Here is a 23,954-nt window from a genome sequence, read left to right on the forward strand (position 1 = left end):
GCTGACCCGGTCGGCGAGCGCTCAGACCCCGATGGAGGCCCAGTCACCCCAGATCGCGAAGGTCAGGCCGCGGCTGGCCTGGATGTTGACGTAGAGGGTGTGCCCGTCGGGGCTGAACGTCGACCCGGCGAACTCGTCGCCCTCGCGTCCGACCATCGCGTTGCGCGCGATGGAGAACAGGTCGCCCTCGGTGGTCAGGCCGCGTAGGTAGTTGCCCTGGTCGTGGTCCTCGCACAGCACCAGGGTGCCGCGCGGGCTGGTCGTGACGTTGTCGGGGAAGTCGAGCACCTCGCGGCTCTCGGACTGGTAGACGCACCGCAGCGTCCGGGTGCGGGTGTCGTAGCCCCACACCTGACCGAAGCCCTTGCCGTAGCCGTTGACGTTGTCGGGACCCGTCATCGCCGGACCGCCGCCCTGGGTGGCGGTGAAGTAGACGACGCCGTCGTGGAAGATCTGGCCCTCGCAGCGCGCGAAGTGGGCGGCGCCCTTCGCCCGGCCCTGGTCGCCCACGAAGTTGATCGCGGTGTCGTTGCTCGTCGGCGCGGGCTCGCCCGGCGTGTAGGGGAACTCGACGTCCGGCTCGTCGATGTCGACCCACGCGACGTCGTGGACGGTCGTGGTGTCCTGGTGAGCCTCGAGGTGCAGGTTGGGCCGGCCCGCGACGGCGAGCATCTGCAGCCGGCCGTTGTGGTCGAGGTTGCGGTGGCCGTCGCGCCGCTCGCGGGGCACGTAGCGGTAGAACCCCGACGGGAAGGCGAAGTTGTCCTCGGTCAGGTAGAGCACGCCCTCGGCCGGGTCGTACGACACCGCCTCGTGCGCGAACCGTCCGGCCTTGCGCAGTGGCTGGGCGTCGGCGAGGCCGCCCGCGGGGACCTCGAAGACGTAGCCGTGGCGCTTCTGCAGGGGCACGTTGGAGGCGCCGGTGAAGTCGGGGCCGACGTCGGGGCCGTTGACGGTCTCCTCGCAGGTGACCCAGGCGCCCCACGGCATCTGGCCGCCGCTGCAGTTCATCATCGTGCCGCTGAGGCTGGTGTAGGCGTCCTGCACCTCGCCGAACCTCGTCACCTGGATCGTCGTCGTGCCCGCGCCGCCGCGCTTGTCGTACGGCTTGGTCGGGCCGAACGCCGGCTGCGGGTTGTTGACCTCATGGTTGCGCACCAGCAGCACCGACCCGCCGGGCCCGGCGAACGCGCCCATCCCGTCGTGCCGGCCGGGCAGCAGAGTGCCGTCGCGCAGCGTCACCGGCGTGCTCGTGTCATGGAACGAGCGGTAGGCGAAGCCGGCCGGCAGGTGGAGTCGTACGGCGCCGTCTCGGGCGTCGGCGACCGGGACCAGCGCGCCGACGGCAGCGCCGGCGAGGGCGCCCGTCCGCGAGAGCGCGGCGGCGTTGGTGAACCCGGCGAACGGGCCGGCGGCGAGGGCGCCACCGAGGGCTCCCTTGATGGCGGTGCGGCGGTTGAGCTCCATGAGGGTGACCTCCGAGGGCGCGACAACGGGTGGGGGGATCTCGTCACGCTAGGGGCGTGAGGCCGGGACGGGAACCCCTCTTGCGAGCATCTACGGTGAACCCGTGAGCACCCCCCGACCTTCTTCTCCTCCGCTTCGCTCCGCCGAACAAGGTCGCGGGGCCCCCGCATGACTGGCGTCCTCGTCCTCGCGGGCACCCCGATCGGGCAGGCCGGCGACGCGCCACCGCGGCTGGCCGCCGAGCTCTCGGGTGCCGACGTCGTCGCGGCCGAGGACACCCGACGGCTCAAGCGGCTGTGCGCCGACCTCGGGATCACGCTGTCCGGTCGGGTCGTGTCCTACTTCGAGGGCAACGAGCAGGCCCGCACGCCTGCCCTGCTCGAAGCGCTGCTGGCCGGCGAGCGGGTCGTGCTGGTGACCGACGCGGGGATGCCGAGCGTGTCCGACCCGGGCTACCGGCTGGTCGTGGCCGCGGTCGAGCACGACGTACGCGTCACGGCGGTCCCCGGACCCAGTGCCGTGCTGACGGCGCTGGCCGTCAGCGGCCTGCCGGTCGACCGGTTCTGCTTCGAGGGCTTCCTGCCGCGCAAGGCGGGCGAGCGCGGGCGACGGCTCGCCGCCCTGGCCGCGGAGGAGCGCACGATGGTCTTCTTCGAGGCACCGCACCGGACCGAGGCGGCGCTGGCGGCGATGGCCGAGGCGCTGGGCGAGGACCGTCCGGCCGCGGTGTGCCGCGAGCTGACGAAGACGTACGAGGAGGTGCGCCGCGGACCGCTGGGCGAGCTGGTCGCGTGGGCGGCCGACGGCGTGCGCGGCGAGGTCACCATCGTCGTCGAGGGCTCGAGCGGAGCCCCGCCGCTCGACACCGACCCCGGCACCCTGCGCGCGGCCGTCGCCGACCTCGAGGCCTCCGGCTCCACGCGCAAGGAGGCGATCGCCGAGGTCGCCAGGAGGGCCGGCCTGCCCAAGCGGGAGGTGTACGACGTTGTCCACCGCTGACGGCGGAGCCGGGCCGACCCGCAGCCGCGCGGCCACCGAGGAGACGTCAGGCGCCCGGCGCGACCGCGAGCGACCGCCCGCGCCCGAACCCCTGCCGCACCCGGTCGTCGACAACCACTGCCACCTCGACATCGCTGACGGCGACTGGCTCGACACGGCGGACGCCATTGCGGCCGCGGCGGCCGTCGGTGTGCCCAGGATCGTGCAGATCGGCTGCGACCTCCCCGGCGCCCGCTGGGCGGTGGCCGCGGCGGCCGAGCACGACGCCCTCGTCGCCGGCGTCGCGCTGCACCCGAACGAGGCGCCGCGCCTCGCCGAGGGCGGCCGCCTCGACGAAGCGCTCGCCGAGATCGAGCAGCTCGCGCGGGCCCACGACAAGGTGCGGGCCGTCGGCGAGACCGGGCTCGACACCTTCCGCACCGGCGAGGACGGCCGGGCGGCGCAGGAGGAGAGCTTCCGGCGTCACATCGACCTGGCCAAACGCCTCGACAAGACGCTCGTCATCCACGACCGCGACGCCCACGACGACGTGCTGCGCATCGTCGACTCCGAGGGTGCGCCCGAGCGCTGGGTGATGCACTGCTTCTCCGGCGACGAGGCCTTCGCCCGTCGCTGCCTCGACCGCGGGGCGTTCCTCAGCTTCGCCGGGACGATGACCTTCAAGAACGCGCAGCCGCTGCGCGACGCGCTCGCCGTCACGCCCCACGACCGGGTGCTGGTCGAGACCGACGCGCCCTACCTGACGCCCACGCCGTGGCGCGGCCGGCCCAACGCCTCCTACCTCGTCCCGCACACCGTGCGGGCGATGGCCGAGGTGCTGCAAGCCGACCTCGAGGAGCTGTGCCGGGCGATCGACGCCAACACCGAACGCGCCTTCGGAGGCCCCTGGTAGATCGGCTGGTAGATCGGCTGACAGGTCGGCTGACAGGCAGAACCGTGAGCGGTGACACGCCGGATTTTGCCGTCAGGAGTTTGCGTCATGGCCGGTCATCGTTATCGTCCTGTGATTGATGGCCGGGATCGGGAGCGATCACCGGCAGCACGAGGACCGGTTCGGGCCGGTCCTGCGAGACCCCCGCTCGCACGTCGTACGGCTCCCGCGACCTGGTCGTGGATGGCATGCAACGCTCGGCCGGGGGGTGCTGCCCCCGAGGACCGGAAAGTACGACGTTCGGAGAATCGTGCGCTCTCGTCTCGCGCAGCTCAGCAGGTCCAAGACCGTCCTGGCGACCCTCGTCGCGCTGGTCGTGGCAGCCGTCGGAGGTACGACGGTCGGCTACGCCGCCCTCAGCAAGGACGTGACCCTCACCCTCGACGGGGAGACCCGTCAGGTCAGCGCCATCGGCGGAACCGTCGCCGACGTGCTCGCGGCCGAGGGTGTCGAGGTCACCGACAAGGACCTGGTCGCCCCGGCGGTCGACGAGCCCGTCACCGACGGCTCGGCCATCGCCGTGCAGTTCGGGCGACCGCTCGAGCTCGCCGTCGACGGCGAGTCGCACACCTACTGGGTGAACTCGACCAATGTCGCGAGCGCGCTGGGTGAGATCGGCCGCCGCTTCGAGGGCGCCGACCTGTCGGCCAGCCGCGGGTCCTCGATCGGACGCAGCGGACTGACGCTCGACGTCGTCACGCCGAAGGTCGTCCACCTCAAGCTGGGCGCCAAGAAGCTGAAGCAGCGCAAGATGGCGGCGCTGACCGTCGCCGACGTGCTCAAGTCGGCCGGCTTCGAGGTCGACAAGCACGACAAGGTGCGTCCCTCGCTGACGACCGAGATCGCCGACGGCGACAAGATCGTCGTCACCGACATCCGCGTGGCCACCAGGAAGGTGGAGCGCGAGGTGCTCGACGCCCCCGTCGTCGAGCGCGAGGACTCCTCGATGTTCGAGGGCGAGCAGGAGGTCGTGCGCGCCGGTCGCGACGGCGTCCGCAACGTCACCTACCAGCTGCGCTTCGTCAACGGCGACCTCGCGGCCCGCAAGGTCGTCCGGGCCGACGTGCGCCGCAAGGCCGTGCCCCGCGTGATCGCGGTCGGCACCAAGGAGAAGCCCGAGGAGCCGGCTGCCGACTTCTCCGCCGGCAGCACCGTGTGGGACTCGCTCGCGCGGTGCGAGTCGGGCGGCAACTGGGCCATCAACACCGGCAACGGCTACTACGGCGGCCTCCAGTTCAACGTCGGCACCTGGCGTGCCTACGGCGGCACGGGCTACCCGCACCAGGCCTCCCGCGAGACCCAGATCGCCGTGGCGACGCGCCTGCGCGACGCGACCGGCGGCTACGGCTCGTGGCCCGGGTGCGCGGCCAAGCTCGGCCTGCCCCGCTGATCGAACGCTGACCACCTAGGCTTCACCACCATGACCACGAACCCGGCCGGCCCGAGACTCCTCGGGCCGGCCGAGGTGCGTCAGCTGGCCGCCGAGCTCGACCTGCGACCCACCAAGCAGCGCGGGCAGAACTTCGTCATCGACGCCAACACCGTGCGCCGGATCGTCCGCGAGTCGGGCATCACCGGCGACGACGTGGTCGTCGAGGTCGGACCCGGGCTCGGGTCGCTCACCCTCGCGCTGCTCGAGGTCGCCCGCCGGGTCATCGCGATCGAGGTCGACCCGCTGCTGGCCGAGCGGCTGCCCGCCACGATCGCGTCGTACGCCCCGGGGCAGGCCGACCGCTTCGAGGTGGTGCTGGCCGACGCGATGCGCGTGGACTCAGTGCCCGGCCCGCCGCCCACCGCGCTGGTCGCCAACCTGCCCTACAACGTCTCGGTGCCGGTGCTCATCCACCTCCTCACCCTCCTGCCGTCGCTGGAGCGCGGTCTGGTGATGGTGCAGGCGGAGGTCGCCGACCGCCTCGCCGCGCCGCCCGGGTCGAAGACCTACGGCGTGCCGAGCGTGAAGGCCGCATGGTTCGCCGACGTACGCCGTGCCGGCGCGATCGGGCGCAACGTCTTCTGGCCGGCCCCCAACGTCGACTCCGGCCTCGTCGCCTGGACCCGGCGCGAGCCCCCGGACACCACCGCGACCCGCCAGCAGGTCTTCGCCGTCGTCGACGCCGCCTTCGCGCAGCGCCGCAAACAGGTGCGCGCCGCCCTGCGCGGGCTGGCCGGATCGGCCGACAACGCGACCGCCGCGCTCGAGGCCGCGGGCGTCGACCCGACCGCCCGCGGCGAGGTGCTCGACGTCCACGACTTCTCGCGCATCGCCGAGGGCTTGGCGGCCACGCGCGCCTCGACGCCGGACCAGGTCGCCGAGTGAGCACGACGGTCCGCGCCGCCGCGAAGATCAACCTCCACCTCGGGGTCGGCGCGCCCCGCGAGGATGGCTTCCACCCGCTCGACACGGTCTACCAGGCCATCTCGCTCTACGACGACGTCACCGTCTCCGACGCCGGCGAGGACACGCTCTCCGTCGCAGGAACGCCCCACATCGACGTGACCGCCGTGCCGACCGACGCCACCAACATCGCGATGCGCGCCCTCGTCGAGGCGCCGTGCGGGGGTCCCCACCACGTCCAGATCACCAAGCAGATCCCCGTCGCAGGCGGGATGGCCGGCGGCTCCGCCGACGGCGCGGCCGCCCTGCTCGCCCACGACCGGCTGCACGACCTGGGCCAGCCCGACGACCTGCTCCTCGCGCAGGCCGCCCGGCTCGGCAGCGACGTGCCGTTCTCGCTCGTGGGAGGTACGGCGCGGGGCCGGGGCCGCGGCGAGGTCGTCGAGCCGATCGTCGACCACGGCACGTGGTGGTGGGTCGTCGTGCCGGCTCCCGTCGGCCTCTCGACGCCGGAGGTCTACCGCCACTTCGACCGGCTGCACCCCGACGCCCCAGCGCGGCCCGCCGAGCCGACGGAGCTCCTGGCCGCGCTGGCGAGCGGCGAGCCCGTCCGGCTGGCGCGCGCGCTCCACAACGACCTGCAGGAGCCGGCCATCGACCTGCGACCCGAGCTCGGCGACCTGATCGCGCTCGGGGAGGCCGAGGGTGCCCTCCGCGGCATGGTGAGCGGATCGGGCCCGACCTGCGTCTTCCTCTGCGACTCGCAGGTCGGCTCCATGGAGGTGGTCACGGCGCTGTCGGCGTCGTACGACGTCGTGCTGTCTGCCATCGGCCCCGTGGCCGGCGCCCACGTCGTCAGCACGCGCGAAGCGGAGTGGGACCTGCGCTAGTCCCCGGATGGGGTCCGGACCGGGTGGTGTGAACCGCAGCGGGCGGGGAAGCATGTCGTTATGTTGTGCGCGGCGTCGACGACGTCGCACTGATCGCCTGGGGGAGGCATCGTGACCGTGTTCCTGGTGGTGGGCGCCGTCGGCGTCCTGCTGCTGCTCGTGGCGCTGGTCGTCGGCGACGTCCTCGACGGTGCCTTCGAGGGCCTCAGCGCCGGGTTCTTCTCGACCGAGGCGGTGGCCGGCTTCCTCGGCGCCCTCGGCTTCGGCGGCGCGATCGCCCTCGAGGTGACCGGCTCGACCTCGCTCGCGGTCGTCATCGGCCTGGTGCTCGGAGTCCTGCTCGGCTGGCTCGCGGCGCGGGCCTCGACGTTCCTGCGCGGCGACGGCAAGGGCGACACGGTGCGCACCTCCGACATGCTCGAGAAGATCGGCTCGGTGGTCAGCGCGATCCCCGACGGCGGCGGCTTCGGAGTGGTCTCGCTCAGCGTCGGTGGCCACATCACGCGCCTCAACGCCCGCTCGAGCGTCGCCGTCCCTGCCGGCACCCAGGTCAGCGTCACGCAGGTCATCTCGCCGACGGCCGTCCAGGTCGAGCCCCTCTTCCTTCCCTGATCCGTCCTCGATCCACGTACGCCCTCTCGCTAGGAGCACTGCCCATGTTCAGTCTGTCCCCGGTCGTCACTGCTGTGGCCGGCCTCGCCTTCCTGGTGGTGCTGCTCGCGCTGCTGGTGACCACGCGCTACAAGGTCGCCGGTCCCAACGAGTCGTTCATCGTCACCGGCCGCAAGGGAAAGGGCGAGGTGCGCAACCCGGAGACCGGTGAGATCTCCACCGACCTGTCCGGCCAGAAGGTCGTCATGGGTGGCGGCGTGTTCGTCATCCCGTTCGTGCAGCGCCTCGCCACCCTCGACCTGTCCTCGCGGCGCATCTCGGTGCAGATCCGCGGAGCCGTGTCCGGGCAGGGCATCAAGCTCAACCTCGACGGCGTCGCGCTGGTCAAGGTCGGCGGCAACGAGGACTCCATCCGCGCCGCCGGCCAGCGGTTCCTGAGCCAGCAGGCGGAGATCGAGACCTTCACCCAGGAGGTCCTCGCCGGCGCCCTGCGCTCGATCGTCGGCTCGATGTCGGTCGAGCAGATCATCCGCGACCGCGCCGCCTTCGCCCAGCGTGTGGCCGAGGAGTCCGAGTCGTCCCTCACCGGGCAGGGCCTGGTTCTCGACACCTTCCAGATCCAGGACATCACCGACGACGGCTCCTACCTCGCCGACCTCGGCCGCCCCGAGGCCGCCAAGCTCAACCAGCTCGCCTCCATCGCCGAGGCCAACGCCCGCCAGGCGGCCGAGCAGGCCCGGATCGCCGCCGAGCAGGAGATCGCGGTCACCCAGCGCGCCCTCGCCCTCAAGAACGCCGAGATCAAGGCCGAGACCGACGCCGCCAACGCGCAGGCCGCGGCCGCCGGCCCGCTCGCCCAGGCCGACCGCGACCAGGCCGTCCTCCTCGAGCAGGAGAAGGTCGCCGTCCGGCAGGCGGCGCTGAAGGAGCGCCAGCTCGACACCGAGGTCCGCAAGCCCGCCGACGCCGAGCGCTACCGCGTCGAGACCGAGGCGCAGGGTCGCCGCAGCTCGGCGATCCTCGAGGCCGAGGCCCGCAAGGCCGCGTCCATCGCCAACGCCGAGGCGGAGGCCGAGAAGGCCCGCCTGACCGGTGAGGGCGAGAAGTCCCGCCGCTCGGCGCTGGCCGAGGCCGAGGCCATCGAGGGCGCCAAGCGCGGTGAGGCCGAGAAGGCCCGCCGTGTCGCCGAGGCCGACGCCGTACGCGCCGAGGGCGAGGCGCAGGGTGCCGCCATCCTGGCCGCAGGCCAGGCCGAGGCCGAGGCCATGGACAAGAAGGCCGCGGCGTTCGCCGGCTACAACGAGGCCGCCGTGCTCCAGATGCTCATCGAGGTGATGCCCAAGGTGGCCGCCGAGCTGGCCCGCCCGATGGGCAACATCGACAAGCTGACGGTCATCTCGGCCGACGGCGCCGGCGAGCTGCCCAAGCAGGTGACCAACAACCTCGTGCAGACGATGGAGATGCTCAAGGCCACCACCGGCCTCGACGTCGAGTCGCTGATCCAGAAGTACTCCACCACCAACGGATCCACGCCCGGCCTGGCCGCGGCGTCAACGACCGACGGGTCGCCCAGCTCCTGACGCCGTCGTGGGCGGTGTGCCAGCCACATTCCGGAGTCCGGGGACGTGGCTGGGGCACCGCCCGTCGGCGTGCCGCGCGGGACTCGCCGGGCGAGCGGTGTGCGAGCCACGTCCGAGCGCGGCGAGATGTGGCTCACGCACCGCCCGTGAGGGGGCGTACGCCGATCCGTCCCCGCTGGGGCGCACCTGAGAGGATCGCCCGGACATGGCGAACCTGATCAACCTCGAGCGCGTCTCGAAGTCCTACGGCGTACGGCCCCTCCTCGACAACGTCTCGCTCGGCATCTCGCTGGGCGAGCGCGTCGGCGTCGTGGGCCGCAACGGCGACGGCAAGACGACCCTGCTCGAGGTGATGACGGGCATCGAGCAGCCCGACACCGGCCGCGTCTCCCGCACCCGCGGCGTCGAGATCGGCTACCTCCACCAGGGCGACGAGCTCGTCGACAGCCACAGCGTCCGCGAGGCGGTGCTCGGTGGGCGGCAGGACCACGAGTGGGCCGCCGACCCCACCACGCGGCAGGTCGTCGAGGAGCTGCTCGCCGGGGTGACCCTCGACCGCGCGGTCGTCGGCCTGTCCGGTGGCGAGCGGCGCCGCTGCGCGCTCGCTGCCCTGCTGCTCTCGCGCCACGACCTGATCGTGCTCGACGAGCCGACCAACCACCTCGACGTCGAAGCCGTGGCCTGGCTGGCCGGACACCTCGTCGGCCTGCCGAGCGCGCTCATCGTGGTGACGCACGACCGGTGGTTCCTCGACGCGGTCTGCCAGACGACGTGGGAGGTGCACGACGGCGCGGTCGACTCCTACGAAGGCGGCTACGCGGCGTACGTCCTCGCCAAGGCCGAGCGGCAGCGGCAGGCGGCGGCCACCGAGACGCGGCGGCAGAACCTCGCCCGCAAGGAGCTCGCCTGGCTGCGGCGCGGTGCCCCCGCGCGTACGTCGAAGCCGAAGTTCCGCATCGACGCGGCCAACGCCCTGATCGACGACGTGCCCGACCCGCGTGACCGGCTGGAGCTCCAGCGGTTCGCCAGCCAGCGGCTCGGCAAGGACGTCATCGACATCGAGGACGTTGACCTCAAGCGCGGCGAGCGGGTGCTGCTCGAGCATGCGACCTGGCGCATCGGCCCGGGCGACCGGATCGGGATCGTGGGCGTCAACGGCGCCGGCAAGACGTCGCTGCTGTCGCTGATCGCCGGGACGCTCACGCCCGACGTCGGCCGGGTGAAGCAGGGCCGGACGGTCGAGATGCAGCACCTCACGCAGGCGCTCGACGAGATCGACCCCGAGGCGCGGGTGCTGCCGACGGTCGAGTCGATCCGGCGGGTCAGCAAGACCCTCGACGGCCAGGAGGTCACCGCCACCTCGCTGCTGGAGCGCTTCGGCTTCACCGGCGACCGGCTCACCGCGCGGCTCGGCGACCTGTCCGGTGGTGAGCGGCGGCGCTTCCAGCTGCTCAAGCTGCTGCTGATCGAGCCCAACGTGCTGCTCCTCGACGAGCCGACCAACGACCTCGACATCGACACCCTCAACGTCCTCGAGGACTTCCTCGACTCCTGGCCCGGCACGCTCATCGTGGTCTCGCACGACCGCTACTTCCTCGAGCGGGTCACCGATTCCGTCTGGGCGCTCCTCGGCGACGGGCAGGTCTCGATGCTGCCGCGCGGGGTGGACGAGTACCTGGAGAGGCGAGCCGCATCCGCCTCGTCCGCCTCCCTCGGCGCCGGTGGTGGCGGCACCTCGCAGCCGTCGGGCTCTTCCGGGCGCGATCTGCCGCCACCCCCGCACGGTGGTGGCGGCACCTCGCAGCCGTCAGGCGACGAACCGGGCGATCTGCCGCCACCCTCGCCCAAGGCGCGGGCCGGCAGCGCGGAGGACCGCGCGGCCCGCAAGGTGCTCGCCCGGGTGGAGAAGCAGCTCGAGCGCATCGCCGTACGCGAGGCGGAGCTGCACGCGGAGATGGAGGCCAACCTCACCGACTACGACCTGCTCGCGCGGGTCGGCGGGCAGCTCGGCGAGCTCGCCGCGGAGAAGGACGAGCTGGAGATGGAGTGGCTCGAGGCGTCCGAGGTCGTCGACTAGACGCTTGCGCGTCAGCTGAAGGGCGCGAGCAGCGAGCGCAGCAGGCCGGCGAGCTGGGTGCGGTCGCGGTCGGAGAGGTCGGCGAGCAGGTCGGCCTCCGCCGCCAGCAGCGCCTCGAAGGCACCGTCGACCGATGCCTTGCCGTCGGCGGTCAGCCGCACCAGCACGCCGCGGCGGTCGTGGGGGTCGGGGAGCCGCTCGACGAGACCCCGCGCCGTCAGCCGGTCCACCCGGTTGGTCATCGTGCCGCTGGTCACGAGCGTCTCGCGGAGCAGCCGGCCGGGGGAGAGCTCGTACGGCTGTCCGGCCCGGCGCAGCGCCGCGAGGACGTCGAACTCCCACGACTCGATGCTGTGGGCGGTGAAGGCGACGCGCCGCGCGAGGTCGAGGTGGCGGGCCAGGCGACTGATGCGGGAGAACACCGCGACGGGCGCGAGGTCGAGGTCGCCGCGCTCGCGGCCCCACGCCTCGACCAGGTCGTCCACCTCGTCACGCATGACGACATCGTGCCAGATCGGTCGAGAATCTTGACATCGAGACTGTTTCGGGTGAGGCTGGAAGTATCTCGACGTCAAGACATCTTCGCTGCTCCACCCGGGTCTGAGGACGTCCGGGTAGGCGGATCGACCGGTTGACCTACCAGGACGTCCCCGGATATCTGGTGGGGTACCGCGACCGAACACCTGTGGAGGACGCCATGAGCCACACCTGGGACCCCGACCGCTACCTCGCGTACGCCGACGAGCGCGGCAGGCCGTTCGTCGACCTGCTCGCGCGGGTGCCCGCCGAGAGCCCGCGCGTGGTCGTCGACCTCGGCTGCGGCCCCGGCAACCTCACCGCCCTGCTGGCCGACCGATGGCGCGGCGCCGAGGTGACGGGGGTCGACAGCAGCTCCGAGATGATCGAGGCGGCCCGCGCCGTCGACGGCGTCCACTGGGAGGTCGGCGACCTGCGTGAGTGGGCGCGCCCCGACCCGCTGGCCATGCGAGCGCCGATCGACGTGCTGGTCTCCAACGCCACCCTCCAGTGGATCCCGGAGCACCTCGACCTGCTGCCTGGCCTGGTCGACCGGCTGCAGCCCGGTGGCTGGTTCGCCTTCCAGGTGCCCGGCAACTTCGACGAGCCCAGCCACACCACCCGCACCGACCTCGCCGCGCGTGAGCCGTACGCCGAGCACGTGCGCGACGCCCGCGTCCCGACGAGCCACGACCCGGCGGACTACGCCCGGGTCCTGCTCGACCTCGGCTGCGAGGTCGACGCGTGGGAGACGACGTACCTCCACGTGCTCACCGGTGCGGACCCCGTCTTCGACTGGGTCTCCGGGACCGGGGCCCGCCCGACGCTGCAGGCGCTGCCCGACGACCTGCGTCCACACTTCGAGGACGAGTTCAAGGCGCTGCTGCGCGAGGCCTACCCGGCCGACGCCGCGGGCCGCGTGGTCCTGCCGTTCCGACGCATCTTCGTGGTGGCGCGCAAGCCGCAGGGCGTGCCGGTCCCGTGAGGCTCCACCACGTGCAGGTCGCCTGCCCGCGCGGGGGAGAGGACGCGGCCCGCCGCTTCTACGCCGAGGCGCTCGGCATGACCGAGGTCGACAAGCCGGCCGACCTGGTCGCGCGCGGCGGGTGCTGGTTCCGGGCGTACGACGACAGGGGCTCCGTGGCGGCCGAGCTGCACGTCGGCGTCGAGGCCCCGTTCGCACCGGCGCGCAAGGCACACCCGGCCTTCGTCGTCGACGACCTGGTCGCGGTCGCCGCTCGGCTGCGCAGCCTCGGCTTCGAGGTCGACGAGAGCCAGCGTGACTCGTTCCCCGGCCACGTCCGGCTCCACGCCTTCGACGGCCACGGCAACCGGGTCGAGGTGCTGCAGCCGGTCTGACGGCCGTCCCCAGAATCGGGGCACCTCGGCTGGATCCGGTGGGAGGTCGGTCGACCCGTCCCTACGGTGGCGGGGTGCTGAGGGAGCGCAGGGGGACGCGGGCACGCGCCGTCGGGCGGGTGCTGCTGGGTGCTGCCGTCGTCCTGGCGGTCGGCGCCGTCGTGCTGGTCCGCTTCTGGGGGCCGCGCGAGCCGGAGCAGTCGCCGGACGCCGCCGCCCCGGCCGTCACGCCGGCCGAGCTCGGCGCGGTCGCCGGGCAGCGGGTCTTCATCGGCCACATGTCGATCGGCTGGAACATGCTCGACGGCCTCCAGCGCCTGTACGCCGATGCCCACGTCCCCGAGGCGGAGGTCGTGCAGGTGTCGGTCGGCGACCCGCACCCGGACCTGCCGGAGGGCCAGGGTGCCGTCGTCCACGCGGAGATCGGCGTCAACGGCGACCCGCTGGGCAAGCTGGCCAACTTCGACACCGCCATGCGCTCCGGTCTCGCCGACGAGGTCGACGTCGCCATGGTCAAGCTCTGCTTCACCGACGTGACGGCGAAGACGGACGTCGAGCAGGTCTTCGCCGCCTACCAGGAGACGCTCGACGGCCTGCAGCGCGACTTCCCGGACGTGCGGTTCGTCCACGCGACGGTGCCGCTGACCGCGGCGCCGTCCGGCATCAAGCAGCACCTCAAGGTCCTCCTGCGCGGCGACGACAACGCTGCCCGCGAGCAGTTCAACGACCTCGTGCGCGAGGCCTATGCCGACGACGACCTCTTCGACATCGCTGCCGTCGAGAGCACCACCCCCGACGGGACCAGGCTCGCCACGCTCGCCCCCGGGTGGGCCGATGCGGACCGCGAGCACCTCAACTCCGCCGGGTCCGCCGTGCTGGCCGCCCGGTTCCTCGACCTCCTCACGCAGGGAGCACACTCATGACCGCCACCGCCACTGTCGAAGCGCCGCCCCTCTTCGCCCAGCACCTCGCGCGTCTCGAGGCCGAGGCCGAGATCCTCCCGGACCATCCCGAGGAGACGCCCGAGTCGACGCTCCGCGCGTTGTGGGCGGCTGCCGCGGGTCGCCCCCTCTCAGTGACGGCGGCGGGCGCCGTGCCCCTCGCCCCGCTGACCGAGGAGGGTGAGCGCCTGCTCGGCGCCCTGGTGGAGCGCCGGGTGGCCGGGTCGCCGCTGGGCCACCTCACCGGACGGCAGAGCTTCATGGGTGTCGAGCTGCTGGCCGGCCCGGAGGCGCTCGTGCCGCGCGTGGAGACCGAGATCCTCGGCCGCACCGCCCTCGACCTGGTGCGCGCCACCGATGGGTCCGTCGTCGTCGACCTCTGCACGGGGGCGGGCAACCTGGCTGCGGCCGTCGCCGTGGCAGCCCCTCAGGTCACGGTGCACGCCGCCGACCTCTCGACGTCCGCCGTCGGGCTGGCCCGGGCCAACATGGTCTTCACCGGCGTCGCCGACCGCGTGACGCTGTCCGACGGTGACCTCTTCGACGCGCTGCCCGCCGACCTCCGGGGCAGTGTCGACGTGCTGATCTGCAACCCGCCCTACATCTCCTCGGCGCGGGTGGGGGAGATGGCCGCAGAGATCTCCGAGCACGAGCCCCGGATGGCCTTCGACGGCGGCAGCCTCGGGCTCTCGATCGTCAGCCGGCTCGTCCAGGAGGCGCCCGACTGGCTGCGGTCGGGTGGCGGGCTGTGCTTCGAGATCGGCCTGGGCCAGGGGGCGTACTGGCAGAAGCGGATCCCCCGGTTCCCCGGCTGGGAGGTCGTCGAGCCGGTCGAGGACGACGACGGCAACATCCGCGTGATCACCGCCCGTCGGAGCTGACACACCCGAAGTTACCCGCTGGTAGCATCGCGGCATGGCTACCGTCCTGGACCTCTGGAAGAAGACCTCCGCGCTCCCGCTGGGCACCCGGGTCTTCTCGATCGCCTTCGCCCAGAAGGCGCCGTACTTCGCCTCCATCCGGCCGCGGTTCACCGTGGTCGAGCCGGACCACGTCGAGCTCGTCATCCCGAAGCGTCGCGCGGTGCACAACCACATCGGGACGGTGCACGCGATCGCGCTGTGCAACGGCCTCGAGGCCGCCATGGGGGCGCTGGCCGAGTCGACGATCCCGCGTGACCGGCGCTGGATCCCGAAGGGCATGGAGGTGGCCTACACCGCCAAGGCCACGACCGACATCACGTGCATCGCCGAGACCGACCCTGGACAGTGGACGGCAGAGGTGGGGGAGGGGTACGACCTGCCGGTGCGCGTGCGGGGCGTACGCACCGACGGCACCGTCGTCGTCGAGGGCGAGATCCGGCTCTGGGTGACCGAGAAGACCGGAGCGAAGCGACGGACGTCGACGTCTTGAGTGCGCCCGAGCCTGCGAGGGCGCAACCGTTCGAGAAGACCCGACCCCAGCGCTAGACGACGGGTGCGCCGGGTCCTGTCGGGGCGCCCACCATCGGCACGTCGAGCACCTTCTTCTCCCCGACCAGGCGCTTCTGCACGAGGGTCGCGACCCAGGTGAGGACGAGGTTGACCGCGACGTAGATGCCGGTGATGACGATCGCCGTCGGCACCTGGTTGGAGAACTCGAGGTAGATCGGCTTGGCCACCGCCGTCAGGCCGGGGGCGAGGATGTAGTAGCCGAGGCTGGTGTCCTTCAGCGCGACGACCATCTGGCTGATGATGGCCGGCAGCATGATCTTGACCGCCTGCGGGAGCAGCACCGTGGTCATCACCTGCGACTTGCGCATGCCGATGGCGTACGCCGCCTCGGCCTGGCCACGCGGCACGGCGTTGATGCCGGCACGGAACACCTCGGCGAGCACCGACCCGTTGTAGAGGGTCAGGGCGATGACCACGCACCAGAACGACGACAGCGGCCCGTTGCCGATGGCGAGCAGGAAGAACGCGAAGACCATCAGGAGCAGGACGGGGACGGCGCGGAAGAACTCCACGACGAGCCACGCCGGCCAGCGGATCCAGCCGCGGTCGGACAGCTTGGCGACTCCGAAGACGAGGCCGAAGACCACCGCGAAGATGATCGAGAAGAACGCCATCTTGAGGGTCTCGAGGAGGCCGTCCACGAGGATGTACTGGATGTACTCGGGGGTGACGAACGGCTCCCAGAGCGCGTACTCGAGCTGCCCGGCGTCGTAGAGCTTCCAGATGGCGAAGGCGACCATCGCGACCAGCGCGGCGATGCTGATGACGGTGTAGACGCGGTGCCGGGCGACCGTCTTGGGACCGGGCGCGTCGAAGAGGACTGAGGCGCTCATCGGACCACCCTCACCTTTCGCTCGACGAGGTAGGACGACAGCGAGATGACCTCGACGACGATGATGTAGCCGATCGCGAACGCGAGGAAGATCCCGATCCGCTCGTCGGCGTTGTTGTTGGTGAAGCCGCGCATCGTGGCCGTGGCCTCGGCGAGGCCGAAGGCCGCCGCCACGGAGGTGTTCTTGGCCAGGGCGATCATCACGCTGGTCATCGGGGGGATCACCGCGCGCGTGGCCTGGGGAAGGATGACGAGGGTCATCGACTGGGAGAAGGTGAGGCCGATCGCGCGGCCCGCCTCGGCCTGTCCGAGGGGGACGGCGTTGACGCCGGAGCGCAGCGCCTCGCAGACGAAGGCGGAGGTGTAGAGGGTGAGCGCGAGGCAGGCGCGGAAGAAGAAGGCCGAGACGTTGTAGCCCGCGATCTCGATGTTCTCGACGATCTTGAAGTTGTAGCCCAGCACCGGCATCGCGATGAAGATGAAGACGAAGATCATCAGCAGCGGGGTGTTGCGGAACAGCGTGACGTAGAGCGACGCCGCCTTGTTGAGGATCGACACCGGGCCGACCCGGAGGACGGCGAGGATGGTGCCGAGCACCAGCGAGGCGATGCCGGAGACGACGAACAGCCCGATCGTCAGGCCGAACGCCTTGAGGTACTCGTCGAAGTTCGAGATCACCGCGTCCATGGGCTGCGGGCTCCTCTCTGCGGGACGCCGGCGGGCCTCGCGGCCCGCCGGCGTCCGATCAGTGGTGGTTCAGTGGTGATTCAGCCGTGATGCACGTGGTGCGGTGGTGCTGCGTCAGGCGGCCGGGCACTCGTCCATGGCAGGCGGCTCGGGCGTGTCGACGCCCGACTGGCCCAGGGTGGCCTCGAAGGCCGTGTCCCAGTCGCCGCTGTCCTGCGCCTCGGTGATCGTGTCCACGATCCACTGGCACATCTCGGGCTTGTCGATGCTGTAGCCGACGCCGTAGCGCTCCTCGGAGAACGGCTCCACGACGACCTTGAGCTCGTCGGGGTTCTCCGCGGCGTAGCCGAGCAGGATCGCGCCGTCGGTGGTCATCGCGTCCACGGTGCCGCTGAGGACCTGATCGACGCACTCGGAGTAGGTGTCGAAGCCACGCGGCTTGGCGCCTTCGGCCTTGATGTTCTCCAGCGACGTGGAGCCGGTCACGGAGCAGACCTCGGTGCCCTTGACGTCGTCGAGCGACTCGATGTCGCTGTCGGACTTCACGAGCAGCTGCTGGCCGGTGACGTAGTAGGGGCCGGCCTGGCCCACGACCTCGCGGCGCTCGTCGGTGATCGAGTACGACGCGATGACGAGGTCGACCTCGCCCTCCTGCAGGAACGGCTCGCGGTTGTCGGAGATCGTCTCCTTCCAGGTGATGTCCTCGGGGGCGATGCCGAGCGACGCGGCGAGGATCTTGCCGATCTCGGGGTCGAAGCCGACCGGCATGTCGTCGGTGGCGCCCTTGAAGCCGATTCCGGGCTGGTCGTACTTCACGCCGATGGTGATCTCGCCCGAGTCGGCGAACTCCTTCATCGCCGTCCCGTCGTCGAACTCGTCGCCGGCGTTCTCCTGGACCTCGACGTCGGTCGTCTCGCCGCCGTCGTCACCTGCGTCGCCGCAGGCAGCGAGCGAGAGGGCGAGCCCGACCGTCGCGATGACGGCCTTGGTACGGATGAATCGCATCTGCTTCTCCCTATGTCTGTGGTGCGGGAACTCGTGGTCGGACGCGATGCCTCAGTGCTTGAGGATCTTGCCGAGGAAGTCCTTGGCGCGGTCCGAGCGTGGGTGGGTGAAGAACTCCTCCGGGGTGTTCTCCTCGATGATCGCGCCGTCGGCCATGAACACGACGCGGTCGGCTGCGGTGCGGGCGAAGCCCATCTCGTGGGTGACGACGACCATCGTCATGCCCTGCTGGGCGAGGTCGACCATCACGTCGAGGACCTCCTTGATCATCTCCGGGTCGAGCGCGGAGGTCGGCTCGTCGAAGAGCATCACCTTCGGCTCCATCGCCAGCGCACGGGCGATCGCCACGCGCTGCTGCTGGCCGCCGGAGAGCTGGGCGGGGTACTTCTCGGCCTGGTGGCCGACGCCGACGCGGTCGAGGAGCTCGCGCGCCTTCTTCTCGGCCTCGGCCTTGCCCATGCCGCGGACCTTGATCGGGCCGAGCGTGACGTTCTCGAGGATCGTCTTGTGGGCGAAGAGGTTGAAGCTCTGGAAGACCATGCCGACCTCGGCGCGCAGGGCGGCGAGCGCCTTGCCCTCCTGCGGGAGGTCCTTGCCGTCGAGGGTGATCGTGCCCTCGTCGATCGTCTCCAACCGGTTGATCGTGCGGCAGAGCGTGGACTTGCCCGAGCCGGACGGCCCGATCACGACCACGACCTCGCCGCGCTTGACGGTGAGGTCGATGTCCTTGAGGGCGTGGAGCTGCCCGAAGTGCTTCTGGACGCCGTCCAGCACGACGAGGGCCTCACCCCGGCCGGCGCTGACGGTGCCCGATTCCTGCGCGGTCATAGGCGCAACCTATCGGCACGTGGACCGCGAGGGCCATCACGCATGGCCCGTTCGGACTATTACAGAGTGATGACGATTCCCGCGTCGGGGTCCCAGCGGCGCAGCGACGTGAGCGTCAGGACCACGTCCTCGTGCCCCAGCGCCTCCACGGCGCGGCCCACGTCGGCGCGATCCATCCGCCGGGCCAGGGTGACGTGCGGCAGCCACCCCAGGTGCTGCACGTCGCGCACCTGCGACCGGAGCTGCAGCACGGCGCGCGCCAGCTCGTCGGGCACGTCGAGCACCCGCACGACCGAGACGCGACGACCGCCGAGGATCGCGATCCCCGACGCCCGGACCTCCACCGGCAGCAGCCTTGCCACCAGCTCGGTGGCGCGTTGCTCGTCGTCCGCGCCGAGCGCCGGCGCGGCCAGCGCCGTGACGTGCGGGCTGTTGGTGGCGCCGCGGTGGTCGAGCTGGGAGGGCAGGCCCACGTCGCGCAGCGCCTGCCAGTCACGGCGTACGACGTCGCAGCCGGCGTCGTCGGGCAGCAGCTCGAGCGCGTGCATGCGAGGCATGTCGCGAGCCTAGGTCGCGGCCTCGCGATTCCCGGGCCCCCGCCGGCCGCCGTACCCTTGACCCCGAGATGAGCACCGTCGCAGAGACTCCCGCACGCACCTACGAGGTCAAGACCCACGGGTGCCAGATGAACGTCCACGACTCCGAACGGCTCAGCGGCCTGCTGGAGGACGCGGGCTACGTCCGCGCCGGCTCGGACGAGCAGGCCGACGTCGTCGTCTTCAACACCTGCGCGGTGCGGGAGAACGCCGACAACAAGCTCTACGGCAACCTGAGCCACCTGGCGCCGGTCAAGGCCAGCAAGCCGGACCTGCAGATCGCCGTCGGTGGTTGCCTGGCCCAGAAGGACCGCGACACCATCACTGCGAAGGCGCCCTGGGTCGACGTGGTCTTCGGCACTCACAACATCGGCTCGCTGCCGGTGCTGCTCGAGCGGGCGCGGGTCGCCGAGGAGGCGCAGGTCGAGATCCTCGAGTCGCTGTCGGTCTTCCCCTCGACGCTGCCCACCAAGCGCGAGTCGGCGTACGCCGCCTGGGTGTCCATCTCGGTCGGGTGCAACAACACGTGCACGTTCTGCATCGTGCCGGCGCTGCGCGGCAAGGAGAAGGACCGCCGGCCCGGCGAGATCCTCGCCGAGGTCGAGGCGCTGGTCGCCGAGGGCGTCACCGAGATCACCCTGCTGGGACAGAACGTCAACGCCTACGGCGTCGAGTTCGGCGACCGCCAGGCCTTCTCCAAGCTGCTGCGCGCCTGCGGATCGATCGAGGGGCTCGAGCGGGTGCGCTTCACCTCCCCGCACCCCGCGGAGTTCACCGACGACGTCATCGAGGCGATGGCCGAGACGCCCAACGTGATGCCGTCGCTCCACATGCCGCTGCAGTCGGGATCGGACGCGGTCCTGCGAGCGATGCGCCGGTCCTACCGCCAGTCGAAGTACCTCGGGATCATCGAGCGGGTGCGGGCCGCGATCCCCGACGCCGCGATCACCACCGACATCATCGTGGGCTTCCCCGGCGAGACCGAGGAGGACTTCCAGGCGACGCTCGACGTCGTGCGGGCCGCCCGCTTCTCCTCGGCCTTCACGTTCCAGTACTCCAAGCGCCCCGGCACCCCGGCCGCGGTCCTCGAGGACCAGGTCCCGCCTGAGGTGGTCAAGGACCGCTACCTGCGCCTGGCCGAGGTCGTCGACGAGATCGCCTGGTCGGAGAACACGGCGCTCGTCGGTCGCACCGTCGAGCTGATGGTCGCCGAGGGCGAGGGCCGCAAGAACGCCGAGACGAAGCGCCTCTCCGGCCGCGCGCGTGACAACCGCCTCGTCCACTTCGCCGCCGACTTCTCGGCGGTGCCGGAGGACTCGGTGCGACCCGGCGACATGGTGACCGTCGAGATCACCTACGCCGCCCCGCACCACCTCGTCGCCGACAGCGCGATCCAGTCGGTCCGCCGCACCCGCGCCGGCGACGCCTGGGAGCGTCGTACGTCCGCCCCGCCTGCCGCGTCCGCCGTCGGGCTCGGCATGCCGTCGGTCGGCGTGCCCGCCCCTCTCCCGCCCGCGGCCAACGCCTGCGGCTAGCAGCGACCGCCGGTCGAGGAGGCCGCGAAGCGGCCGTCACGAGACCCGGCCTGGGTGGCCGGGTCTCGTGACAGGCGCCAGAGCGCCTTCCTCGACCAGCTGGGATCGTCAGCGCAGGAACCGGCGGTACTGCCGGGCCACCTCGCTCGCGCTGGCGACCGTGTCGAGGAACATCAGGTCGTCCATGCGGCAGTTGCACGGGTTGCGCTCGGTGCCGTTCTGCGGGAACGAGCCACCGATCTTGATCCCGCGCGGGTTGGTCGCCGAGGTGCCGGTGCCGTCGACGCGCCACGGGTCGTTGGTGGCGGTGTACGAACCGTCCACCGGCTTGCCGTTGCGGTAGAGCGCCATCGACCCCTTCGCGAAGTCGAAGGTCGCCGCGAGGTGCACCCACTCGTCGTTCGGCAGCAGCTCCTGCCACGGTTGGGAGGCCGCGTAGGTCCACGAGCCGCCAGTGTCGAGGCGTCGGCCGAGGGCGACCAGCTTGAGCTCGCCGTTGACGTTGATCAGCTCGAGCAGGGCGCGTACGCCGTGCCCGTCGGAGTTGCCGGCGAGGACGCCGGCCAGGCCGATGGCGTTGTAGCCGGCCGTCGGGTTCTGCCCGGTCATCTTGAACCAGCCCATCACCGTGGTGCCCTTCGCGCTGGTGAAGCGGGAGAGCGAGGCGACGCCGTCGGCGTCGTTCTCGTAGACCCCGGCCTTCCACGCCGTGCCCGTCGGCGACTCGGCCGCGCTGTGCACCTGCAGCGAGTTGTTCGAGCCCGGGCGGGCGCCGTCGTCGACGCGCATCCGGTCGCCGCCGTTGACGAGGCGGATCAGCGTGCGGCTCGCGCCCTGGTCCTCCTCGTAGGAGTCGTTGGCCGCGAAGGGATGCTCGAAGTCGTACGACGCCACGACGGAGTCACGCAGGGACGGCTCGACGTCGTCCGGCCACGGGGCGCGCTTGGTCCCGACGACCTTCCAGACCATGCCGTTGGCCTTGGCGAGCAGGTAGAGGCTGCGGTCCTCGTCGGTGCCGAAGCGCAGGTCGACGCGGCCGTCGCCGACGAAGTCGGTCATCCGCATGCGGGTGCCCGAGGTGTCGTAGAGCTGCAGCTCGCGCACGGTCGCCTCGCGGTCGGCCGGGCCTTCGGCGTCGTCCCGCATGTGGGCCTCGTGGGTGTAGAACACCTTGCCCTCGACGAGGTCGCCGAAGACGTACATGCCCTTGAGGCCCTGCAGGTCGCCGCGGTGGACGTGTCCACCCGAGATGGCGTGGCCGGAGTCGGAGTTGCAGCTCCAGTTGGCCGGGGTGTCGTGCGCATAGGACGCGACGGGGAAGTCGTAGCCCTTGGCGGCCTGCTCATCGGTCATCGGGTCGAGCCGGCACTGCGTCTCGTTCTGGTAGTCCAGGCGGGACTCGACGTCGGGCCAGCCGAAGTCGTCGCCGGCGTCGACCTCGTAGACCGCCTCGATCGCCCGCTGGCCGATGTGGCCGAGGAACATGTCGTTCGTGCCCGCGGCGTCCCAGCTGAACCGGTGCGGGTCGCGCATGCCGATGGCGTAGATCTCGCCCAGGGCGCCGGCCTCGCCGACCCACGGGTTGCTCGCCGGGATGCCGTACTGGCCGTTGGGCCCGTCGGTGCCGGCCGGGTCGATCCGCAGGATCTTGCCGGCGGGGGTGTCGAGGTCTTGCGGGTCCGACGCGCTCACGCCGTAGCCACCGTCGCCGACGGCGAGGTAGAGCAGGCCGTAGTCCTCGTCACCGGGCTCGGCGGTCGGGTTGAAGTCGATCTGCTGGATGGCATGGGTCTGGCCGACGAAGCGGAAGCGGAACAGCTCGCGGCTGGAGCCGCTGAACGTGTCGGCGGCCGGGTCGTCGGCCGTCCACTCCGTGACCACGCTCTGCACCGCGGCGCTGCCGTTGGGCTGGCCCGGGTAGGTCTGGTCACCGGGGGCGTTGGGCGTCTCGGTGTGGGTCGTGTAGAACTTCCCGTTGTCCTCGAACTCGGGGTGGAAGCTGACGAACCCGAAGCCGGACCCGAGACCGCGCCAGGCCATGAACTCCGGGAAGCGCGAGGCGAGGTCGAGGTAGACCGACGGCTGCTTGTCCTCGAGCAGGTAGAGGTCACCGTTGAGGTCGGGCACGTACAGGCGGCCGGATCCGTCGGGCACCTCGCCGATGTAGTTGATCCGGTTGTGGCGGTCGCCGAGCCGGACGTCGGTCCACGGCCCGTTGGGCTCGGACGCGGGCAGCTGGGCGTACTCCTCGAGCACGAGGCCGAGGTTGGAGGGCTCCGGGTCGGGCGGGATCGGCGGTGCACCGGGTCCGGAGGCGTCCGTCGCCGTGGCCGACGTGGCCAGGGGGGAGAGGGCCGCTGCCACCAGGGATGTGGTGACGGCAGTGACCCACCAACGTGTCTTTCGCATGGGGCGGTCCCTACTGTTGAGGTGGTTGGAGACAACTGCTGCCGCGTTTCCTTGGCTGGGGCCGTGGCAGCCCTCGTCGGTCCCCCGACGCGAGTCAGGGGACCGGCGGGGATCAGGGAGCGGTCACGGTGCAGTGGGGGCTGCGGTGCCGGTCGCTCGGAAGTGGCGGGTGCGGCCGAAGTTGTCGAAGGAGCCGAAGCCGACGCGACCACCGGTGAACGTCGTGTCGGTGCCCGTCATCAGCGGCTCGGCGGCGCCGTCGACCCACACCCTGATCGCGCCGGTGCTCGCGTCGTGGTCGACGCGCACGTCGTGCCAGTCGGCGTCGGTGACGGCCGGCGGGGCACCGACGGAACCGGTCCACTGGTCGTCGACGCGACGGCGGTCGGCGTTGTCGACGACGAAGATCCCGTTGTGGGGGTAGATCGTGTTGTCCTGGGAGAAGTGGGCGTAGTAGAAGCGCTTCGGGCCCTGGTAGTTCCAGATCACGATCACGTCGCGGTTGCTGACCGCGACCGACTCGTCGAGGCGCACCTCGGCGCGGACGCTGGTGTCGGTGAGCTCGGGGCCCTTCGTCACGATCGCGTACTCGAAGGGGCGCCGGACGCCGTCGTTCGGGTTCGTCCCGGGGCGGGTGAGGACGAGCTCCTCGCCCTCGTAGGCCCACAGGTCGTCGGTGAGCGGGTCCCAGTGCTGCGGCGTGGCGGGGGCGACGACCCGCGTGGTTCGAACGTCGTCCGGTGCGGCCGCGGTGGCGGCCGGGAGCGCGGCGGGCCAAGCGAGCACCGCGCCCGTGATCAGGGCAGTGGTGGTCCGACGTCTGTTCATGTGTTCTGCCTTCCTTGTCCGAGAAATGAGGTGT

At 71.5% G+C, this 23,954-nt stretch carries 23 protein-coding genes; 14 read left to right on the forward strand and 9 right to left on the reverse strand.

The window, feature by feature from the left end; all coding sequences use genetic code 11:
* Positions 1–21 precede the first annotated feature (21 nt).
* A complete protein-coding gene (locus AC1DP1_RS18235) occupies positions 22–1,467 on the reverse strand; it encodes an alkaline phosphatase PhoX (RefSeq protein ID WP_477508037.1) in 1,446 nt (481 codons plus the stop codon).
* Between the two features lie 168 nt (positions 1,468–1,635).
* Between AC1DP1_RS18235 and rsmI the strand changes: the two genes are divergently transcribed.
* The 8 genes from rsmI to AC1DP1_RS18275 all read left to right on the forward strand — a co-directional run bounded on the left by rsmI (position 1,636) and on the right by AC1DP1_RS18275 (position 10,891).
* A complete protein-coding gene (gene rsmI, locus AC1DP1_RS18240; protein WP_477508038.1) occupies positions 1,636–2,466 on the forward strand; it encodes a 16S rRNA (cytidine(1402)-2'-O)-methyltransferase in 831 nt (276 codons plus the stop codon).
* Positions 2,453–3,358 carry a TatD family hydrolase gene (locus AC1DP1_RS18245; protein ID WP_477508039.1) on the forward strand — a complete coding sequence of 302 codons (906 nt, stop codon included), beginning with the start codon at positions 2,453–2,455 and terminating at the stop codon, positions 3,356–3,358. The genes rsmI and AC1DP1_RS18245 overlap by 14 nt, the downstream gene beginning before the upstream one ends.
* A 289-nt stretch (positions 3,359–3,647) precedes the next feature.
* On the forward strand, positions 3,648–4,787 hold the full coding sequence (locus AC1DP1_RS18250; protein WP_477508040.1) for a transglycosylase family protein: 1,140 nt from the start codon (positions 3,648–3,650) through the stop codon (positions 4,785–4,787).
* 30 nt (positions 4,788–4,817) lie between these two features.
* Entirely contained in the window at positions 4,818–5,714 is an 897-nt protein-coding gene (gene rsmA, locus AC1DP1_RS18255; protein ID WP_457188800.1) for a 16S rRNA (adenine(1518)-N(6)/adenine(1519)-N(6))-dimethyltransferase RsmA, read from the forward strand.
* Positions 5,711–6,622 carry a 4-(cytidine 5'-diphospho)-2-C-methyl-D-erythritol kinase gene (locus tag AC1DP1_RS18260; protein ID WP_477508041.1) on the forward strand — a complete coding sequence of 304 codons (912 nt, stop codon included), beginning with the start codon at positions 5,711–5,713 and terminating at the stop codon, positions 6,620–6,622. Before rsmA ends, AC1DP1_RS18260 begins: the two co-directional genes overlap by 4 nt.
* A 111-nt stretch (positions 6,623–6,733) precedes the next feature.
* On the forward strand, positions 6,734–7,234 hold the full coding sequence (locus AC1DP1_RS18265; RefSeq protein WP_477508042.1) for a hypothetical protein: 501 nt from the start codon (positions 6,734–6,736) through the stop codon (positions 7,232–7,234).
* Positions 7,235–7,278: 44 nt separating this feature from the next.
* Entirely contained in the window at positions 7,279–8,814 is a 1,536-nt protein-coding gene (locus AC1DP1_RS18270; protein ID WP_457188794.1) for a flotillin family protein, read from the forward strand.
* Between the two features lie 205 nt (positions 8,815–9,019).
* Positions 9,020–10,891, forward strand: coding sequence for an ABC-F family ATP-binding cassette domain-containing protein (locus AC1DP1_RS18275; RefSeq protein WP_477508043.1), 1,872 nt, complete (start codon positions 9,020–9,022; stop codon positions 10,889–10,891).
* Between the two features lie 11 nt (positions 10,892–10,902).
* On the opposite strand, the gene AC1DP1_RS18280 is transcribed toward AC1DP1_RS18275, so the two are convergent.
* Positions 10,903–11,388 (reverse strand): MarR family winged helix-turn-helix transcriptional regulator, encoded by a 486-nt coding sequence (locus AC1DP1_RS18280; RefSeq protein ID WP_457188790.1) that lies wholly within the window; start codon positions 11,386–11,388, stop codon positions 10,903–10,905.
* 200 nt (positions 11,389–11,588) lie between these two features.
* On the opposite strand from AC1DP1_RS18280, the gene AC1DP1_RS18285 reads away from it, so the two are divergent.
* The 5 genes from AC1DP1_RS18285 to AC1DP1_RS18305 all read left to right on the forward strand — a co-directional run bounded on the left by AC1DP1_RS18285 (position 11,589) and on the right by AC1DP1_RS18305 (position 15,120).
* Positions 11,589–12,392, forward strand: a complete 804-nt coding sequence (locus tag AC1DP1_RS18285; protein WP_477508044.1) for a trans-aconitate 2-methyltransferase — start codon at positions 11,589–11,591, stop codon at positions 12,390–12,392.
* On the forward strand, positions 12,389–12,766 hold the full coding sequence (locus tag AC1DP1_RS18290) for a VOC family protein (protein WP_477508045.1): 378 nt from the start codon (positions 12,389–12,391) through the stop codon (positions 12,764–12,766). The genes AC1DP1_RS18285 and AC1DP1_RS18290 overlap by 4 nt, the downstream gene beginning before the upstream one ends.
* A 74-nt stretch (positions 12,767–12,840) precedes the next feature.
* Positions 12,841–13,689: an SGNH/GDSL hydrolase family protein gene (locus tag AC1DP1_RS18295; RefSeq protein WP_477508046.1), complete on the forward strand. Its 849-nt coding sequence runs from the start codon at positions 12,841–12,843 to the stop codon at positions 13,687–13,689.
* The gene (locus AC1DP1_RS18300; RefSeq protein WP_477508047.1) at positions 13,686–14,588 is read left to right on the forward strand and encodes a N5-glutamine methyltransferase family protein; all 903 of its coding nucleotides are present in this window, start codon (positions 13,686–13,688) and stop codon (positions 14,586–14,588) included. Before AC1DP1_RS18295 ends, AC1DP1_RS18300 begins: the two co-directional genes overlap by 4 nt.
* 34 nt (positions 14,589–14,622) lie before the next feature.
* Positions 14,623–15,120, forward strand: a complete 498-nt coding sequence (locus AC1DP1_RS18305) for a hotdog fold domain-containing protein (RefSeq protein WP_477508048.1) — start codon at positions 14,623–14,625, stop codon at positions 15,118–15,120.
* 52 nt (positions 15,121–15,172) lie between these two features.
* Here AC1DP1_RS18305 and AC1DP1_RS18310 read toward each other — a convergent pair whose 3' ends face one another.
* From AC1DP1_RS18310 to AC1DP1_RS18330, 5 genes are all read right to left on the reverse strand, one after another.
* On the reverse strand, positions 15,173–16,033 hold the full coding sequence (locus tag AC1DP1_RS18310; RefSeq protein ID WP_477508049.1) for an amino acid ABC transporter permease: 861 nt from the start codon (positions 16,031–16,033) through the stop codon (positions 15,173–15,175).
* Entirely contained in the window at positions 16,030–16,719 is a 690-nt protein-coding gene (locus AC1DP1_RS18315; protein WP_477508050.1) for an amino acid ABC transporter permease, read from the reverse strand. The genes AC1DP1_RS18310 and AC1DP1_RS18315 overlap by 4 nt, the downstream gene beginning before the upstream one ends.
* Before the next feature lie 114 nt (positions 16,720–16,833).
* Positions 16,834–17,724: a glutamate ABC transporter substrate-binding protein gene (locus AC1DP1_RS18320; RefSeq protein WP_477508051.1), complete on the reverse strand. Its 891-nt coding sequence runs from the start codon at positions 17,722–17,724 to the stop codon at positions 16,834–16,836.
* A gap of 51 nt (positions 17,725–17,775) precedes the next feature.
* Positions 17,776–18,552, reverse strand: a complete 777-nt coding sequence (locus AC1DP1_RS18325; RefSeq protein WP_477508052.1) for an amino acid ABC transporter ATP-binding protein — start codon at positions 18,550–18,552, stop codon at positions 17,776–17,778.
* 59 nt (positions 18,553–18,611) lie between these two features.
* Complete coding sequence (locus AC1DP1_RS18330; protein ID WP_477508053.1) at positions 18,612–19,109, reverse strand: 2'-5' RNA ligase family protein; 498 nt, start codon at positions 19,107–19,109, stop codon at positions 18,612–18,614.
* Between the two features lie 68 nt (positions 19,110–19,177).
* On the opposite strand from AC1DP1_RS18330, the gene miaB reads away from it, so the two are divergent.
* On the forward strand, positions 19,178–20,683 hold the full coding sequence (miaB, locus tag AC1DP1_RS18335) for a tRNA (N6-isopentenyl adenosine(37)-C2)-methylthiotransferase MiaB (RefSeq protein WP_477508054.1): 1,506 nt from the start codon (positions 19,178–19,180) through the stop codon (positions 20,681–20,683).
* Between the two features lie 108 nt (positions 20,684–20,791).
* Here the strand turns inward: miaB and AC1DP1_RS18340 are convergent, their stop codons facing one another.
* Positions 20,792–23,092 (reverse strand): PQQ-dependent sugar dehydrogenase, encoded by a 2,301-nt coding sequence (locus AC1DP1_RS18340; RefSeq protein WP_477508055.1) that lies wholly within the window; start codon positions 23,090–23,092, stop codon positions 20,792–20,794.
* A 123-nt stretch (positions 23,093–23,215) separates the two neighbouring features.
* On the reverse strand, positions 23,216–23,920 hold the full coding sequence (locus AC1DP1_RS18345; RefSeq protein ID WP_477508056.1) for a hypothetical protein: 705 nt from the start codon (positions 23,918–23,920) through the stop codon (positions 23,216–23,218).
* Positions 23,921–23,954: the final 34 nt, after the last annotated feature.

This window comes from Nocardioides sp. P4_G10, from assembly GCF_056401175.1.